The following is a 17,589-nucleotide window of genomic DNA, read 5'->3' on the forward strand; positions in this document are numbered from 1 at the left end:
TGAGTGAAGCTGCTAAGAATACTAAGTTTGCTCTGGTTACTAATGTTGGTGATTCTTCCACTACAAGCCAGTGAAGAACGTTTTAGCGTTAACCTGCAAGATGTTGAGTTAAGCGAGTTTATTGACAGTGTTGGGCGAATTACGGCCACTACTTTTTTAGTTGACCCACGGGTGCGAGGCAAGGTGAGTATTCGCAGCCAGCAAAAGTTAACTGCCAATGAAGTTTATGAAGTGTTTTTATCGCAGCTTAGGGTGAATGGTTTTGCGGCTGTGGCATTAAATGATGGCACACAAAAAATTGTGCCTGAACAAACCGCACGTTTAGAAGCCATTCCTGTAGAAGGCAATGAGCAGCCAAATTCGGATGGTAAAGACTTGCTAGCAACCCGAGTTTTATCGTTACAAAATTCTGATGCTGCCCAGTTGGTGAATATTCTTACCCCTTTAATGGATAGGCGTATTGGCGTGATTACTCATTATGCGCCCACTAACCTGCTAATTTTAACCGACTGGGGAACCAACCTAGAGCGCCTAGCCAGCCTAGTAGAACGCATCGACCAAGTGAGTAGTGATAATTTAAGTTTGATTACTTTAGAGCACGCTTCTGCCTCTGAAATGGAGCAGCTTTTAACTCAGCTATTAAGACGTGAAGGGCGAGGGGGTCAGCCGCCGCAAATTATGTCGGATAACCGTTTAAATAGTTTACTAGTTAGAGCAGATAAAGCCACTCGCAAAGAAATTCAGCGTTTGGTAACCGAGCTAGACCAGCCCGTTGAGCGTTCGGCGACTACCCAAGTCTTTTATTTACGTCATGCTAAAGCCGCAGAAATGGCAACTTTATTGCAAGCCATGGCGGGTGAAGAAACGTCCGCTAAAACTGAAAATGCTAGCAGTAATCGTAAAACTTTAATTCAAGCCCATGAATCCACCAATGCGTTGGTGGTGGCAGGTAATCCTGATCAAATACGTGAAATGCGTTTGTTGGTTGATCAACTGGATATTCGCCGTGCGCAAGTTTTAGTCGAAGCCATAATAGTAGAAATATCCGATACCCAAGCTAGAGACTTAGGTGTGCAGTGGTTAATGGTTGATCAAAACTCAGGCTCTATACCGCTTGTTTCAAGTAACTTTACTGGCAATCAAGGTTTAGGGTCTATAGCTGCGGGTGCAGTAACCGGTGGAACCGAAGGTGCTTTAGGTGCTTTGGCTGGGTTGCAAGGCATTACCGCTGGTGTTGGGCGGTTAAGTAGTTCAGGCATTAGTTTTGGTGTGTTATTAAATGCCCTGCAAAGCAATACCAACTTTAATATTCTTTCTACACCCAGCATTTTAACCCTAGACAATGCCGAAGCGTCGATTTTAGTGGGGCAGGAAGTGCCTTTTGTTACTGGTTCTACCGCTGGCGATAATAATGCTAACCCTTTTACTACCATTCAGCGCAAAGAAGTGGGCGTGCGTTTACAAATTACCCCACAAATAAATGATGGTAATTCAGTTCGCTTAGAAATTTTGCAAGAAGTGTCTAATATCGAAGATTCAGTGACTGCCAGCGATATTATTACCAATAAACGTGAAATTAGAACCACGGTGATGGCGGATAATAACGATATTATTGTGCTGGGTGGTTTAATTCGTGAAGACGAAAAAGAAACGGTGCGTAAAGTTCCGCTTTTAGGCGATATTCCTTTTCTGGGTGCGCTGTTTCGTTCGACCAGTGTTAGCCGTGAAAAACGTAACCTAATGGTGTTTATTAAGCCGCAAATTTTGCATGACCGAGATTCTTTGGCTCAGTTAAGTTCTGAAAAATACCGCTATATGCGTGCAGCACATTTATTAGAAAGTGGTGACCAAGACCGCTTAGCGCCTTGGGATGCCGCCCCCACTAGCCAAGCTACTTCCTTAAGCGAGCTTTTCCCTTCACGCCGTGAACAACGTGCTGCCATAAAAGCAGGGCAGTCAAACTAATGGTGGTTCAAGTTGAACTACTGCCTTATCGTTTTGCACGCCGGTCGGGTGTTTTGGTTGAGCCTTTAACCGCAGGCCAATATCGGCTAGTTGCCAAAAAAACTGCCGAAGTGGCCGATTTGCATGAAGTGATGCGAATGCAAGGTGAACCGGTGAACTTGGAGTGGCTAGAAACTGATGCTTATGAAAGCCGTTTAGCGCAAACCTATGATGCCGGTCGTGCCAGCACATCTGAATTAATTGAAGGCATTTCAGATCAGGTAAATTTAGACAGCCTAATAGAAGAACTCCCCGCCATAGAAGATCTATTAGAAAGCGAAGGTGAAGCCCCCATTATTCGTTTAATTAATGGGCTGTTTGCAGAAGCTTTAAAACTACAAGCTTCTGATATTCATATAGAGACTTTTGAACAAGAACTAGTGGTGCGCTTTAGGGTTGATGGTGTTTTGTTAGAGGTTTTAAAACCTCCACGCAAATTAGCGCCCATGTTAGTTTCTCGTATTAAAGTGATGGCGCGTTTAGATATAGCCGAAAAACGTCACCCACAAGATGGCAGAATTACTGTTAGAGCTGCTGGGCGTGAAGTGGATATCCGTGTGTCCACTTTACCTGCTATTTATGGCGAAAGAGTGGTTATGCGTTTATTGGATAAAACAGCAGCTTTGCTAGGCATTACTGAACTAGGTATGCCAAAAAAAGTTGCCCAGCGTTTTCAAGAATTATTGCAGCAGCCTAATGGCGTTTTATTGATTACCGGCCCAACAGGTTCGGGAAAAACAACAACTCTTTATGCCAGCCTTACCCAATTAAATGATACCAGCCGTAATATTTTAACTGTAGAAGATCCAGTGGAATATGCCCTAGCTGGTATTGGTCAAACCGCAGTGAACACTAAAGCGGATATGACTTTTGCTAAGGGGTTAAGAGCTATTCTTCGCCAAGACCCAGATGTGGTAATGATTGGTGAAATACGAGATGTAGAAACAGCCAATATAGCAGTGCAAGCCAGTTTGACTGGGCATTTAGTTCTATCCACACTGCATACCAACTCAGCTTTGGGGGCTATTACTCGTTTACGAGATATGGGCATAGAACCTTTCTTGTTATCTTCCAGTTTAAAGGGTGTGATGGCGCAACGCTTGGTTAGGCGTTTATGCCGCCACTGCACTAAGAGCCGCCCTATTAGTGATTTAGAAAAAAAAGACCTAGGAGCAAGTGCCTCTCAACTAACCCAAGTTTACGAGCCGGTAGGTTGTGTCGCTTGCCAGCAAACAGGTTATCAAGGCAGGGTGGGCTTGTATGAATTTGTACCTATTACGCCCAGCCTTGCCGCTAAAATTCACCGCGAAGCAGCAGAAGCGGAAATGGCTGCTGAAGTATTTAACGACTGGCCTGATTTGTTAGCCGCTGGCGTAGAGCGAATTGCACGGGGTGAGACTTCGGTAGAGGATGTGCTGCGCGTTACTCGAAGCTAAGCGGCTTATTAACTAGTTGCAACTTCAGTAACGTAATTAAAAGGTTTTTAAATGGCTAGTTTCAAATATCAAGCGCTAGACAAACAAGGCAAGCTAGTTAAAGGCGTAATAGAAGCAGAAAGCGAACGCCATGCTCGCCAGTTATTGCGTGACCAGGCGCTTTTTCCACGTAAAGTGCAGGCCGGTGCTGCAGAAAAAGAACAGCCAGCTGGAGGTTTTAAAAGAGGCAAGAAATCAGCGGCTGGGTTGCTAAGCCATGACCAAAAAACGCTCTTTACTCGCCAGCTAGCGACCTTGGTATCCGCTGGTTTGCCTTTAGAATCCGCCTTAGAAACCCTAGCCAGACAAGCAGAAACTGACAAACAACGCAGTTTAATTCAAGGCGTTAGGTCAAGCGTTAGAGAAGGGCATAACTTAGCGGCAACATTACGCTCTTGGCCGAAAACTTTTGATAACCTTTATTGTGCTTTGGTAGCAGCAGGTGAAAAAGCCGGACGTTTAGACCAAGTGCTGATGCGTTTAGCCGACTATTTAGAAACCAGCCAAAAGCAACGCCAAAAAGCCCGCATGGCAATGGTTTATCCTTTGGTTTTAACTTTTGTTTCTTTAGGCATCGTTATCGCACTGATGAGTTTTGTCGTACCACGCATTGTTAGCCAGTTTGACCATGCAGGACAAACCTTACCAGCCATTACTCGTGGGTTAATTTGGCTAAGTGATGCGATTCGTGATTGGGGTGTGGCAGCCGCAGTGGTGATGGTTTTAGTAGTTATAGGTTTGCGTTTTTTACTAACTAAACCGGCGATAAAATTAAAATGGCACGGCAAACAATTAAGCTTACCTATGCTGGGGCGTTTGGTTAAAGCCTTAAATACCGCCCGTTTAGCCCGTACTGTAGCGATTTTAACTGCCAGCGGCATTCCTTTATTAGATGCTTTGCAGGTGGCAAGAAATACCCTGAATAATGTTTTTTTGCAGCAGGTGGTGGATGGTTTAATCGACCAAGTAAGGGAAGGGGTTAGCTTAAACCGTGCCCTAGAACAAAGTGGCCATTTTCCACCCATGATGACTTATATGGTTGCCAGCGGTGAGGGCAGCGGTGAGCTAGACCAAATGCTGGTTAGGGTTGCCGACTTGCAAGATAATGAGTTTCAGCAAAAAGTTGATCTGGTGCTAACTTTGTTTGAGCCCTTAATGATTTTGTTTATGGGTGGTGTGGTGTTAACCATTGTTTTAGCTATTCTGCTACCCATAATGCAGTTGAATGATGTATTAAAGATATAAAGATTGACTAATTGCCTCCTCATTAACGTAAATCAATTATTAATAAAGTTAAAAATTCAGTAATCGAAGTGAAGGAAATTGAAATGCTTAGAGATACAAAGCTAGCTGATAAGAAAAAAGTTCAAAAAGGTTTTACCCTGCTAGAAGTAATGGTGGTGCTGGTTATTATCGGTTTGTTGGTGGCGATAGTTGCGCCCAATGTGCTGGATAACCAAGACAAGGCGATGGTGCAAAAAGCCAAAGCCGATTTATCTAGCCTAGAGCAAGCCATGGAAATGTACCGTTTAGATAACTTTACTTACCCCACCACTGGGCAGGGTTTAGATGCGCTAGTTAAAAAACCAACGATTGCGCCTGAACCCCGTAACTACCGTGCTGATGGTTATATTCGTCGTTTACCGACTGACCCTTGGGGCAATGCTTACCAATACCGTTCACCGGGCGAAAAAGGCCGGATTGATATTTTCTCTTTTGGTGCAGATGGCCGAGTGGGTGGCGAGGGCTTAAATGCGGATATCGGCAACTGGGATTTATAAGTCTCCTATTTATAAGCCCTCTACAGCTTGTAAGTCTCAAGGTTTCACCCTTTTAGAAGTGCTGGTGGTGCTGTTCATTATTGGCATTACCGCTTCGATAGCTGTGGTCACTATGCAGCGCAGCGAGCAAGACTTAGTTGATAAGCAAGCAAGGCAACTATTAGAAGACTTTTCTTATGCAAGGGATTTAGCGTTAAACCGCTACCGTTTGGTGGGTTGGCAGGTGACTGAAAGCGGTTATCGCTTCACCCTGCGTGATGAGTTAGGTTTATGGCAGCCTTATATTAGTCGTGGCTTGCCAGAACGCCAGTGGCCAGAAGGAGTGCGTTTGCAGGGTTTATCAGAAGAGTCAGCCCTTTCAAAAGAGTTCAGTACAGAGTTTAGTGAAAACCTAGCGCCTTCTTTGGTGTTTTTTCCTGCCGGAGAAGTGACTGCTTTAAGCTTAACCCTGCAGCTAGGTGAAGCAGAGCGCAGTTTACGAGTACAAGCAGGGCATTTTGAATTATTAGATTTACCAGCCGAGCCTTCCCAATGAACAAGAGCCAAACGAATCAAAAAGGCTTAACCCTAGTTGAAGTGCTGGTAGCATTATTTATTTTGGCTTTAATGGCTGCTATTGCTGTGCAGGTGGTAGGCCATGCGGCCGATGTTCGCCAAGCCAGTGAAGAAAGGGCTTTAGGCCAGTTATGTGCGGATAATTTATTAGTGGAATGGATGCTGAGCCAAGAATGGCCAGAAGTGGGGCGGCGAGAAGGCGAAGCTAAAGCTGGCGCTACTAGCTGCTTTTGGCGAGTGGTCATTCAAGCCACACCTTTACCCACCATGCGCCGGTTAGATATTGAAATTTATGCTGAAGCAAAACGTGAAAATTTATTAACCCAAGTTTCTGGTTTTGTGGGTAATAAATGAACAGCCAGACTGTTAGCCAGTTTGCTAGGCAATTTTCTAGTAAAGAACAGGGTTTTACCCTTATCGAAGTGATGGTTGCCCTAGCAATTATGGCCAGTTTAGCGGTGGCTTTAACCCTGTTAGTTAGCCAAGTGTTAGATGCTCGTTCTCAGCTTAATGAAATTCGAGCCAATGGCCCTGAAAGGCTAGTCGATTTTTTAAGCCGTACCGACCGGCAGTTAAGCCAGCTAGTGGTTAGGCAAGCCCATGAAAGAGGGCAACCCTTAAACTCCAGCCCCCTGACCCTACAAAATAATAACCAAGAACTTTACTGGGTCGCAGCAGGGCAATGGGTTTTACCGCTAGAAGATTATGCTTCACGCTTACGTTTATGGCGTTTAAGTTGGGATGAAGAAGAGCAGCTTTTAGCTTTGCAATCCAGCGGTTTATTAGATGCTGCCGATGAGCAGCAGTGGACTCTAGTGGATGAGCTAACAGAAGTAACGGCTATTAATTGGGCTTTTTATCGAGATAATAGTTGGCAAAACACCCTTGAAGGATCTTTTCCTAAAGGTTTGCGCTTAGGTGTTACTTGGCGTGGTGAGGATTATCAGCGATTAATTTTATTGCCTGAGCTGATTTTTATTCGTTCCGCAACGCCCACTAATGCAGAAGGAAATTCAGTTAATGAAGCGATTAACAAGGATAGACGAGCTTCACCTAGAAGTTTACGTCGTTTAAGAAGCAGGCGTAACCAAGGTGAAGGAAATGATTAAAGCCAAGCCCCAAGCCAAGAATCAAAAGGGCGTAGCATTATTAATGGTGCTGCTAATTTTAGTGGTGATTACTATGGCACTCACCCAAATACAGTTAGCCAGCCGACAAGATTTAGAACGCATTGAAGGACGTTATTTACAGCAACAAGGCTGGGGTTATTTATTAGGTGCCGAAACCCTAGCAAGGCAAGTGTTAACCGATGGACGTATTCGGGAGCAACCCCGCTGGTGGGCAACTATTCGGGGTGAAGTGGTTAGCTACCCAGTTGATGAAGGCATGTTGACCATTCAGGTTAAAGACTTACGCACCTGTTTTAATTTGAATCATTTAGCTAGCATTAGCAGCCAAGAAGCCAGTGATCAACTGAGCGAGCTATTACCTTGGCGCTTAGCTATTAATAGAGCGCAAGAAAACCAAGCTGAAGATAAAAACCAAAATTGGACTGCTGATTTAGATTTAAATCAATTTTTAGATTTAGCCCGTGACTGGGTGGATAAAGATAACGAAGCCTTGCCAGAAGGTGCTGAAACAGGCCAGTATTTATTAGCCGACCCAGCTAGAGTTGCCGCTAACCAACCTTTTGCTGATCTATCAGAAGTGAACTGGCTAATGCCACAAAACCGCCAGCGTTTTCGTGGATTACCCTCAAGCATTTGTGTATTGCCGGATACCCGTTTAAGGCTGAATATTAATACCCTAGTAGAAGAAGATTTAGTTTTGCTTTGGAGTCTATTTGAAGGGCAGGTGCAACTAACAAGCCTAAAAAATTGGTGGAACACTCGACCTGAGATTGGCTATAAAAACCTTGACGATTTCTGGGAGGATTTAGGTGCAACTAATCTACCCCAAGACGACAGCTGGAAGCAGCGAGTAGGCGGCAGCCTAATGTTTGTCAGTGACTTTTATCAGGTCACTATTCATATGTTGTTAAATGATGTGCAGCTGGTATTTGAGTCAGATATTTACCTAGCCCCCGATGCCAAAACCCAAGTATATGCCAGACGCATAGGGCCAGTGGATGGGGCGGTTAAGGCTAAGATTCCATGAGTACAAAAGAGAGCATTCAATGAAATTAAAGCAGCCGCTTTTAGTGATACGTTTAGCTGTTGATTCATCACAAGATAAATACTGGCGGTTGGTGCCTAACGTACCGGCTTCTAGCTTAACCGCTGAGCAGGCCGCTAGTTTCAGCAAAACAAGCCCAGCCTTGGTGTTGTTAGATGCTGCTGCCATTCGCTTAGATAGCTTAGTTTTGCCGCCAGGTGTAAAAACTAATGAAGCTGCGTTATTGCTTGAAGACCAGTTAAGCCAGCCGCTTGAAGCTGTTGAGCTAGTCGTTTTAGAAAAAAATGGCCGCAAGCTTCAAGTGGCTAGTTTAGATAAGTTATTAGCTGAAAAGTGGCAAGCACGTTTAGCAGATAAAAATATTCGTGTGGCTCGTTGGATTCCAGAAGCCTTGTGTTTAGCTAAGTTATGGCAAGCGCCAGAGCAATTAGTATTAGTCGATGAACAACAAGCATGGCTATGGCAGGCAAGTGAGCAGAGTGTTTTAAAACTGCCTTTAGCTTGGCTTAATGCAGAGCAAGCTGAGCCTTTATTAGCTGCCGATGCCCAACAAATGAATGTTAAAGATTTACCCCAACAAGCTTTAGTGCCTTGGTTAGCAACGGGTATTCCTGCCAAACTTAATCTTTGGCCTGAATCTTGGTTAAACAAGCTGCCCATTAAAAATATTCTTATTAAAAACTTACAGCAAGCATTACAGCTAACCCCTAAGCAGTGGTTTCAGGCTTCGCCTTGGTTGTTATTAATGGTGGTTTTAATGAGTCAGCAAACCTTTAGTTGGTTGGCTAAGCCAAAAAATGTAACTAACCCAGTGGAAATTAGCCAGCAGGTTCAGCAGTTAGATAGACGCTTAGATAATTACACTAACCATTTAAATTATCAGCAGCAAAGGTTAGACGCTTGGGAAAAGCTGTTAAGCCAGCTGCAAACTAAACAGCATATTCAAGTGGCTGCTTTAGTGTTAAATGAACAGGGTTTAACGGCTAAATTACAAGGCGTAAAAACTACTGACCAAACTGCTTTAAAAAGCTTAACTGGGCGCTGGCAATTTACCGATGAGCAAGCAACTTGGGAGTTATCACTATGATGGCTAGTTTAAATAACACTTGGCTAGGTCAGCGTTGGTCAGGCTTAGAAGCCAGTGAACAAAGATTATTAAAAATTGCCGCGCCTCTAGTGTTATTAATGCTTGGCTATTTATTGCTATGGCAACCATTACAAACTTGGCGTGAAAACTCGGCTAATAATCAGCAGCAACAAGTACAAGATTTACAACGGTTAGAAGCGTTAAGTGGCCGTCTTGTACCTGTGGTTTTTTTAGAAGAGCGCCAGTGGTTAGCTTTAGCGGCAAGTGCGGGTTTACGCCAAGTTAAACTGGTGGAAGAAGGTGATTTAAGAAAAATTTCTGCAGAAGTTGCTAGCCCAGCCATGGTGGAACGCTTTCTTAATTCGGCGGCAGAAAAAGGTTGGCATTGGCAAACTTTAAATCTACAAGGCACGCCTATTCAGTTAGAAGTGGAGCTGCGTCCCCTATGAGTGGTATTTCCTTGATAAAAAAACTACGCACCTTCTTGTTAGGCGTGTTGTTTTTGCTGTTATTTAGCTGGGTGTTTTTAGTAACTTTTATTGCCCTAGCGCCGGTGGAATGGCTGTTGTTACAAACTGTGGCACAAACTACGGCACAAGCTAAACAACCACAAATGACTTGGCAAAAAATAGAAGGCACCTTAGCTAAAGGTAGTGCTGAACGCATTAATTTACCGGGTATTAGCCTAGAAGACGTTAGCTGGAATTTACCTATTTGGCGTTTAGCGCTAGCTTTGCCACAGTTGAATTTAAGCCTTGGTGATGAAAACTTAGCTAAGAATGGAGCTTGGCAGTTACAAGCCAGTTTAACCCCTTGGGGAAGTTTGTCGGCTCGTTTAAAAGCCGGTGACTTAGCCTTGTTAAGAAGTAACGGTTTACCTTGGGCTTTAGAAGGTGTTTTAGCTGGTGAGCTTAATTTACAAGCAAAACTGCAAGGGCAAATGCTTAGCTGCCAAAGCTTAACTGGCAGCTGGCAGGGCGATTTAGCCGTTTTACAACCCATGCCGCTAGATTTAGGGCAGGTTTTTCTACAACCCAGCTGCCCAGACAGCCAAACATTAGATTGGAAATTAACCGCCAAGCAAACCGGTGAGCATCAAATAACGCTTGAAGGGCAGGCTGAGTTAGCGAATCGGCGTTGGAGCTTTAGTGGCCAGGCTAAGTTAGAAGAACAAGCCCAACTGCGGCCAGCCCTACAAATGCTAGGCTGGCGCAGAAATAATCAAGGTGAGTTTCAGGGCAGGGGGTCGGGTAGATTTTAACTTTATCTAGCCTTAGCTTCATCGTAACGAATAACCAAAGTTCCTGATGGGTCAGAACCACTCTCTCCTGTATTGCTAACCACCTGCATTTTGTAGAAGTTATTATTGTCTTCTATTAGGTAAGTCGCAAAAGTCGGCCACATGGCGTGCCCACCACCCACAGCGTAATGAAGTGGTCCAAAGTCACCTGGCTTGCTTAAGCCACTTTGTGCACTGTCTGCAAAATACTTATAAACCTGTGCTGTGTTGGTGGGGTCAGTTGCATCATCAACTGAAGCGACTTGCAACGCACCATCTTTACCTGCTGCACCTGCCTGCCCAGTACCTGAAGCGCCACCATTTAATTGAATTAAAATGTTGCGACCTTCTTTAGAAAACTTTAGTTCCCAATCACCAGTACCCACTGTGGAAACAGTGTTAGTTTCTAAATCCCAATAGGCAGCACCTTTACTGAAGTCTAAAGGTGGAGTAGATACTTTACTTTTGAAGCTTTTGCTTGCTGCATCCCATAATTCGTAATCCAACTTTATTGTGTATTGACGGGTTGCAAATTCAGTAAACTTAATACGCGCATAGGCTTTGCCATCGGCAGATTTTAAAATCCAACCATTGGTATCATCACTATGCACTGTCACCTTGCCGCCAGCAGCTGGGTCAGGGTTATAAGTCCACCAAGCATCACTGGATATTTGTGTTTTTATGCTGCTTTCTATCGGAGTACAAATATCCGTATTATTAATATCAACCTGATTAAAACCTTCCAAGGTGTTGTCTTGGGTTAGTTTTTTAAACTCATCTGCAACAGGTTTGCCTGCCTCATCATAAAGGGTTTTTATTTCATGGGCTAAGCAAGCTTTTACTCCTTTTTTAAGGCTAAAGCCTACGTATTTTTCATAGGCAACTTGCCAGTTACCTTCTTCTGTAGTTAATTCACCTGTAGCTAAGTCAAGGCGTGCTTTCGCTTGGGTTGCATTTAGGGTTGCTAACTTTCCTGAACTAGAAGCTGGTGGCGTTGAGCCGCTAGGAGATGAGTCGCTATCATCCGATGAACTGCTGCAACCCTGCATGCCACCAGCAAATAATAATAGGGCTAAGCTGATAGCCAGCGGTTTTTTGTTAAATTTTAAAGGTTGCTTTCTACTAAGCTTCATAGTTATTGCCTCGTGTTGGTTATTAAGATGCTTGATTGGTAAACCTGAATTAGGTTTTAGTATTTCCAGCCCATGCCTAGGTAGATAAAACGACCTTCTTCAGGGCGGTTATCTGCTTGGGTGAAATCTTTTTGGGTGTTGGTGGCGTTGTTTATGCCACTGAAAATGCGCCAATGGGGGTTAAGCGTGTAGTTAGCTTTTAAATCTAAAACACTAAAGGCGGGTGTTTTGTTGATGTTTTCACTGTCTGTGAACTGTTGGGACTCATACTTGGCTTTGGCTGTAAGCACCAAACCTTCCAGTGGTGTTTGCCAATCTAAGCCCAGTTTCACCAAATGTTCTGGGCGGCTAGGCAGGTCTTTACCTGTTATGCGGTCAGTGGCTTCCATCCAGGTGTAGCCCAAGTCAAAACTAAAACCTAAACCAAGCGGTGTGTGTAAAACCAGTTCAGCGCCTTGTGTACGGGCTTTTTCAAAGTTTTGGTAGCGAAAAATTTGCAAGTTTTGAATGGCCGACTCAGATAAATCTTGGTCAGATTCAATTAAGTCAGTAATGTCATTACGAAATAGACTCAGTTCTAAACGGGCATTGTTGGATGCTTTTAACCATTCAATGCCTGCCTGATAACTGATTGAGCTTTCAGGTTCTAAATCTGGGTTACCCATCACCTTGTAGCCAAATTGGCTGTGGTCAAAAACAAAATAGCGTTCTTTTAAATTGGCGACACGGTAACCATTGCCTACGCCTAAACGCAGATTAATGCGGTCGCCTGAATCGAAGGTTGTGAAGAATAAACTATTCATCATGGGTGAAAGGTGAGTGCCTGCATCCTTGTCGTGATGTGCTCGAAAGCCGGGTAAGAGTTCTAAATGCTCACCAATAAACCAGCTGTCTTGCAGAAATACTTCTTGAGTACTGGCTGTGGCGTTATCCACTTCCACAAGGCGTTCTGTTGTACTGCCGGTACGTTTGTATTGCACTACATCCATGGTTTCTTCTGAAACCTGCCCTCCAAACGATAGGTGATGATTGCCTAACGGGTAGTTCATTTGCAGAGAAACTAATTGTTGGTCTATATCGGTATCACGCTGCTGGTCAACCCATTGGGTTACAGGTTTGTCTTGTGCGGTTTCGCCTTTAAAGTTTTCTGTTAAGGCATTAATTGACCAGTTGAATTCATTTTCACTCCCTTTTTCTAGTCTTGCGCCTAAATGTAGGGTGGTGGTTTGCTCTTTTTTATTGACCTTGACATTACCAATGCCCGGCGCAAATTCACTTAACCTGTTAGTTAGGTCTTCTTGGTAAATGCGGGGTGAAAGGGTGAACATAAAATCAGGTGAGAAACGGTATTGCACTTGGCTGGCTAAATTACGTTTATGCCCTTTAAAGCCTTCATTACTGATGCTATTCGGTGTTGCTGTCCAGCCATCTTGGTCACGCACATCGGCCATAAGGTTGAAGCTCCAAGCATCATTGTTAAGAGCAACTTGGCCTTTTAAATGCCGCTGCGCTAAAGCGTTACTTTTAAGGTCTTGGTCACCCCAACTGCCGCCGCTGGCAGTGATAGATGCTGTAACCGGTTGTGAGTGCTGACGGGTAATAATATTGACCACGCCGCCCATTGCCGAAGTACCGTACATAGCCGATGCAGCGCCTTTAATAATTTGGATGCGTTCGATATCGGTTACCGCAATTTGGCTGGTATCCACCGCAGAGCCGGTGCTGGCAGAAACAGGATTACCATCAACTAAAATAAGTACACGGTTAGCATCAATGCCTTGTAGCCATACGCCATAGCCGGTTTTGCCATGAATAGGGCGCAGCTGTAAGCCTGGTACATGGGAAAGAGCTTCTTGTAAATCTTTGGCGTGGGTTTTTTCAATGTCAGCGGCACTCACGACTTCGGTGCGAACAGGAATGTCTGCTAAAGCACGCTCAGTGCGTATGCCGGTGACTAAAATACTATCTAGCTGTTGGCTGGTGGCCTGAATGGGTGTTGCGGCCAAGGATGCAAACGATAGGTTTAACAGCAAACCAGCAAAAGTTAGGTGGCTAAAAGTACAGCAGCGCATTCAAAACTCCCTAAGCACAGAAATAAAAAATGGCTGGCTGGGAAATCTTGATAAATGTTAAGAACCTGGCTGGCTAGTCGAAGCAAATGATAACCAATCCCGATAACTTGTCAACAGTTAATGATAATCGTTGACATTATCATTTGTTTTTTAATAATATACTTGAGTAATTGTGCAAGCCACCCAGGTGTCACTTTACCAAGGCAGCCAGCACGTCATTTTTTTCTGCAACTATTTGGAGTGCATACAATGAACATGACGCTGGGTGCTCAAGATGAGCGAGCCATTCTTTTTTCTTCTCTACAACAATTGCGTGAATCTAAAGCACCAGGTTTTATGGTGGATTGGGCGGCTTTGCTGAAATCAAGTGAAGGTGATTTGCAAGCCTGCCGTGTGGGTCGCGAAAAAGTTTTTCCGTTAAAAGATATTTTTGCCGTTTTAAAAGCCTTGCCCTCGTTAGGCCGTGTGCTAGCACTAACCCGTAATCAGGGTGTGGTGAATGAATACAAGGGCATTTATCCAGAACCAAAACTGGGTGAGGCTGGGGCACATGCCGCAGGTATATTTTTAGATATTGGTGGTTTAGATCTGCGTATTTTTATGGGAGCGTGGCATTGGGCTTGTGCCATTGAAGAAGAGACACCTAAGGGTAAACGTATGAGCTTGCAGTTTTTTGATAAGCATGGAACAGCAGTTCATAAGGTGTTTTCTTTAGAGGAAACCAATTTAGGTGCTTGGCAGGCTTTACTAGATGAGCAGGCAGTTATTGCAGAAGAGGCTGTATTACCAACATTTATACAAGCAGAGCCCGAAGCACACCCAGAGCCTGCAAGCCCCTACCAGGTTGAGCAAGAATGGCGACAAATGAAGGACGTGCATCAGTTTTTTAGCCTGATTCGCCGCCACCGAATTACCCGCTTTTCGGCTGTAAAAGCCATGCCAGAAGACTTGTGTCGTCCCGTTGGTTTGGATGCCTTTCAACAGCTGGTGGATGCAGCGGCTGAGCAAGGTTTAGAAGTGATGTTTTTTGTAGGCAGTCGTGGCTGTGTGCAAATTTACACAGGCAAAACGCAAGGCATTAAACCGATGCGTGGTTGGCTCAATATCTTTGAAGAAAATTTCACCCTGCATGCCAACCCTGAAACCTTTGCTTATGCCTATGTGACCCGCAAACCACAATCAGGTGGCTGGGTAAGTAGCCTTGAAGTGTTTGATAAGCAAGGTTCATTGTTAATACAAATGTATGCTCGCCGTGAAGAAAATGGTCCAGAGCAAGCTACTTGGACAGAATTGCTTACTAACTTGCCAAGCCTAAAATAAAGCAGAGGGATTTGCCATGACTCAACTGTTTGCCTGGCTATTGGCTGGGCTAGCACTATTGCTGCCTTTAACGGGTTTTGCTGAACAAAGGGTTATAAGTTTAGGTGGCGATGTCACAGAAATTGTTTACGCCCTGGGTGCAGGTGACCGCTTAATTGCCAGAGACACTACTAGCATTTTTCCTGAAGTTGCTAATAATTTGCCCGATGTAGGTTACCTGCGTCAGCTTTCGCTTGAAGGGATTTTATCTTTCAAACCTGATTTAGTGTTACTAAGTGATGCCGCACGCCCTGCACCTTTAGCTGAAAGGCTTGAAGCAGCAGGAATTAAAGTAGCACGTATTCCTTATGAACAAAATTTAGCCGGTGTTGAATTAAAGATTAAAGCGGTTGCAAAAGCTTTGGAGCTAGACAAGGAAGGTAAGAAATTATTAGTCAGCCTAGCAGCACAACACCAACAATTAGCCCAGCTTAAAACCCTGCCGCATTTGAGCGGTATTTTTATTTTAAGCCATGCAGGTATGGGTGCACCCATGGTGGCCGGTGATGGTTCAAGTGCCGATTCATTAATGCAACTGGCGGGTTTGAATAATGCCATTCAAGGCATTAAAGGCTATAAGCCCATGAGTGCTGAAGGCATTATTGCGGCTCAGCCCAACACGTTAATTTTAACCGAAGCTGGTTTAACTGCTTTGGGCGGCGAAGAAAAAGTGTGGCAATTGCCTGGTTTACAGCAGACCCCCGCAGCAGCACACAAGCAGCTAGTGGTTGTTAATGACTTAGCCTTTCTTGGCTTTGGCCCACGTACTGCTCAGTCAGTATTAGACTTACGTACTGCAATGGAACAATTGGCACAATGAACCGCTTGCTAGCATTAAAGTCTGCGCAGCGCGCATTATTACTGCTGTTTATAGCGCTCTTTGTTGCCGTTTTGCTTGCATCCCAAGCAGGAACGCTAGCCTTGGGGCCTTGGCAGTTAATCACTGGCAACATGAGCAGTTACGATTGGCAAATTTGGTCAGCTGTGCGCCTTCCCCGTTTATTACTTGCCATGTTAGTGGGCAGTGGTTTAGCCCTTGCAGGTGCAGCCATGCAGGGGTTATTTCGTAACCCTTTGGCTGACCCTGGTTTGCTTGGGATATCAAGCGGCGCAAGTTTGGCGGTTGGTTTGTGGATTGTCTTTCCGCTTGCTGCCTTTTTACCCGACCAGTGGACTTGGCAAGGGCAAATGTTAATTGCCTGTGTCGGTGGTTGGTTAACCTGTTGGTTGATTTTTCGCCTAGGACAAAATGGTCACGGTAATATGCTGTGGCTGCTATTGGCAGGTTTAGCCATTAATACGCTGGCAGGTGCATTTAATGGCTTGCTTAGCTATGTGGCCGATGACCAGCAACTTCGCCAAATGAGTTTGTGGGGCATGGGTGGTTTGGGCTTTGTGCGTGGTAGTGAATTGGCCGTGGGTGCTTTGGTGATGCTACCCGGCTTGGTGTTATTGCTCTCAGTGCGTAAACAGTTGGATGTTTTACAACTGGGTGATTTAGCCGCCGCAGACAGTGGTTTAGATGCTAAAAAACTACGCCGAAAAGTAGTACTAGGCACCGCTTTAGCTGTTGGTGTCAGTGTGGCTTTAGCTGGCATTATTGGTTTTTTAGGGCTGATGATTCCGCACATGCTACGAATGATTTTAGGGCCGGGACACCGGCTTTTATTGCCTGCATCGGCTTTGGGTGGCGCTATTTTACTCTTGTTGGCTGACTCTTTAGCCAGAACACTGGCTGCACCGGCTGAAATCCCCGTGGGTTTATTAACCAGCTTATTAGGTGGGCCTTATTTCTTATGGATGCTGGCACGCGGGCGTAACAGGGGTGATGTATGAGGCAGCAAGCTTTTATCCAGCCAGTGCTTACGGCTAGGGAAATCAGTTTAGGAAAACCTAATGGCTGGCGCTTACAACCCCTAGATTTAGACCTTTATGGTGGCCAGATTCTTGCAGTGTGTGGCCCCAATGGTGCAGGAAAATCTTCATTACTGAGCCTACTGACCGGTGAAATCAAACCAACAAGTGGGCAAGTTATGATGGGTGACCGCCTTTTAAGTGCTTGGTCACCCGCAGAATTGGCTAGAAACCGTTCACGAATGGAGCAATCCAACCCGTTAAGCTTTGATTTTTTAACCCAAGAAGTGGTGGCTTTAGGGCGTTATGCTTGGGGTGATGACCAAGCCGATTCACCTTTAGTCATTCAGGCAATGCAGGCTGCCGGTGCTTATGAATTATTCGGGCGCAAAATTACCCGTTTGTCGGGTGGTGAGCGCCAACGCGTGCAACTGGCTAGGGTGTTAGCACAAATTTGGGCAGTACCTAGGGCTTTATTGCTGCTGGATGAACCCATGTCAGCGCAAGATTTAGGGCAACAGCAACAGGTTTTTAGGCAGTTGAAAACTTTAGTAAAACAACATAACTGGAGCTTGGTGTGTGTGCTGCATGATTTAAACCTTGCCAGTGTGTTTGCAGATCAGATATTGCTGTTAGATAAAGGCAAGTTACAAGCTTTGGGCAAGCCCGCTGAAGTTTTAGACTTGCAGCGCATTTCAAGCGTTTATAAAGCAGAACTTAGTGCTTATTTTCATCCAGAAAAAAACAGGCACTTGGTTATGTTGGATGATTAAAGCCTTACCTAAAGGCTAGTGCTTATTTATAACTTAATTTTA

General features: G+C 44.7%; 17 protein-coding genes. 15 read left to right on the forward strand and 2 right to left on the reverse strand.

What is annotated here, in order from left to right; translation table 11 throughout:
- Positions 1-3: 3 nt before the first annotated feature.
- From gspD to gspN, 11 genes are all read left to right on the forward strand, one after another.
- On the forward strand, positions 4-1,965 hold the full coding sequence (gene gspD / locus H571_RS15120) for a type II secretion system secretin GspD (protein ID WP_051168323.1): 1,962 nt from the start codon (positions 4-6) through the stop codon (positions 1,963-1,965).
- Positions 1,965-3,440 (forward strand): type II secretion system ATPase GspE, encoded by a 1,476-nt coding sequence (gspE, locus tag H571_RS0112225; RefSeq protein WP_027849561.1) that lies wholly within the window; start codon positions 1,965-1,967, stop codon positions 3,438-3,440. The genes gspD and gspE overlap by 1 nt, the downstream gene beginning before the upstream one ends.
- A 51-nt stretch (positions 3,441-3,491) precedes the next feature.
- Positions 3,492-4,724: a type II secretion system inner membrane protein GspF gene (gspF, locus tag H571_RS0112230; protein WP_027849562.1), complete on the forward strand. Its 1,233-nt coding sequence runs from the start codon at positions 3,492-3,494 to the stop codon at positions 4,722-4,724.
- An 83-nt stretch (positions 4,725-4,807) separates the two neighbouring features.
- The gene (gspG, locus tag H571_RS0112235) at positions 4,808-5,260 is read left to right on the forward strand and encodes a type II secretion system major pseudopilin GspG (RefSeq protein ID WP_027849563.1); all 453 of its coding nucleotides are present in this window, start codon (positions 4,808-4,810) and stop codon (positions 5,258-5,260) included.
- The gene (gene gspH / locus H571_RS15125; RefSeq protein WP_036218205.1) at positions 5,232-5,795 is read left to right on the forward strand and encodes a type II secretion system minor pseudopilin GspH; all 564 of its coding nucleotides are present in this window, start codon (positions 5,232-5,234) and stop codon (positions 5,793-5,795) included. Before gspG ends, gspH begins: the two co-directional genes overlap by 29 nt.
- Entirely contained in the window at positions 5,792-6,169 is a 378-nt protein-coding gene (gspI, locus tag H571_RS0112245; RefSeq protein WP_027849564.1) for a type II secretion system minor pseudopilin GspI, read from the forward strand. The genes gspH and gspI overlap by 4 nt, the downstream gene beginning before the upstream one ends.
- Positions 6,166-6,924, forward strand: coding sequence for a type II secretion system minor pseudopilin GspJ (gene gspJ, locus H571_RS15625; protein ID WP_027849565.1), 759 nt, complete (start codon positions 6,166-6,168; stop codon positions 6,922-6,924). The genes gspI and gspJ overlap by 4 nt, the downstream gene beginning before the upstream one ends.
- A complete protein-coding gene (gene gspK, locus H571_RS15135; RefSeq protein WP_051168324.1) occupies positions 6,917-7,972 on the forward strand; it encodes a type II secretion system minor pseudopilin GspK in 1,056 nt (351 codons plus the stop codon). The genes gspJ and gspK overlap by 8 nt, the downstream gene beginning before the upstream one ends.
- Positions 7,973-7,991: 19 nt before the next feature.
- Positions 7,992-9,077 carry a type II secretion system protein GspL gene (locus H571_RS0112260; RefSeq protein WP_027849566.1) on the forward strand — a complete coding sequence of 362 codons (1,086 nt, stop codon included), beginning with the start codon at positions 7,992-7,994 and terminating at the stop codon, positions 9,075-9,077.
- Positions 9,074-9,526: a type II secretion system protein GspM gene (gene gspM, locus H571_RS0112265; protein ID WP_027849567.1), complete on the forward strand. Its 453-nt coding sequence runs from the start codon at positions 9,074-9,076 to the stop codon at positions 9,524-9,526. Before H571_RS0112260 ends, gspM begins: the two co-directional genes overlap by 4 nt.
- Positions 9,523-10,338, forward strand: a complete 816-nt coding sequence (gene gspN, locus H571_RS0112270; RefSeq protein ID WP_027849568.1) for a type II secretion system protein N — start codon at positions 9,523-9,525, stop codon at positions 10,336-10,338. The genes gspM and gspN overlap by 4 nt, the downstream gene beginning before the upstream one ends.
- A gap of 2 nt (positions 10,339-10,340) precedes the next feature.
- On the opposite strand, the gene H571_RS0112275 is transcribed toward gspN, so the two are convergent.
- Both H571_RS0112275 and H571_RS0112280 read right to left on the reverse strand, forming a co-directional pair.
- Positions 10,341-11,489: an HmuY family protein gene (locus H571_RS0112275; protein ID WP_027849569.1), complete on the reverse strand. Its 1,149-nt coding sequence runs from the start codon at positions 11,487-11,489 to the stop codon at positions 10,341-10,343.
- 56 nt (positions 11,490-11,545) lie between these two features.
- Positions 11,546-13,561 carry a TonB-dependent receptor plug domain-containing protein gene (locus H571_RS0112280; protein ID WP_027849570.1) on the reverse strand — a complete coding sequence of 672 codons (2,016 nt, stop codon included), beginning with the start codon at positions 13,559-13,561 and terminating at the stop codon, positions 11,546-11,548.
- A 249-nt stretch (positions 13,562-13,810) separates the two neighbouring features.
- On the opposite strand from H571_RS0112280, the gene H571_RS0112285 reads away from it, so the two are divergent.
- The 4 genes from H571_RS0112285 to H571_RS0112300 are packed head-to-tail and all read left to right on the forward strand — an operon-like array spanning position 13,811 to position 17,547.
- Positions 13,811-14,881, forward strand: a complete 1,071-nt coding sequence (locus tag H571_RS0112285; RefSeq protein ID WP_051168325.1) for a hemin-degrading factor — start codon at positions 13,811-13,813, stop codon at positions 14,879-14,881.
- Positions 14,882-14,897: 16 nt separating this feature from the next.
- Positions 14,898-15,740 (forward strand): heme/hemin ABC transporter substrate-binding protein, encoded by an 843-nt coding sequence (locus H571_RS0112290; protein ID WP_027849572.1) that lies wholly within the window; start codon positions 14,898-14,900, stop codon positions 15,738-15,740.
- Entirely contained in the window at positions 15,737-16,756 is a 1,020-nt protein-coding gene (locus H571_RS0112295; protein ID WP_051168326.1) for a FecCD family ABC transporter permease, read from the forward strand. Before H571_RS0112290 ends, H571_RS0112295 begins: the two co-directional genes overlap by 4 nt.
- Positions 16,753-17,547 (forward strand): heme ABC transporter ATP-binding protein, encoded by a 795-nt coding sequence (locus tag H571_RS0112300; RefSeq protein WP_027849574.1) that lies wholly within the window; start codon positions 16,753-16,755, stop codon positions 17,545-17,547. The genes H571_RS0112295 and H571_RS0112300 overlap by 4 nt, the downstream gene beginning before the upstream one ends.
- Positions 17,548-17,589: the final 42 nt, after the last annotated feature.

This window comes from Marinospirillum minutulum DSM 6287, assembly GCF_000422325.1.
In the GTDB taxonomy this organism is placed as follows: domain Bacteria; phylum Pseudomonadota; class Gammaproteobacteria; order Pseudomonadales; family Halomonadaceae; genus Marinospirillum; species Marinospirillum minutulum.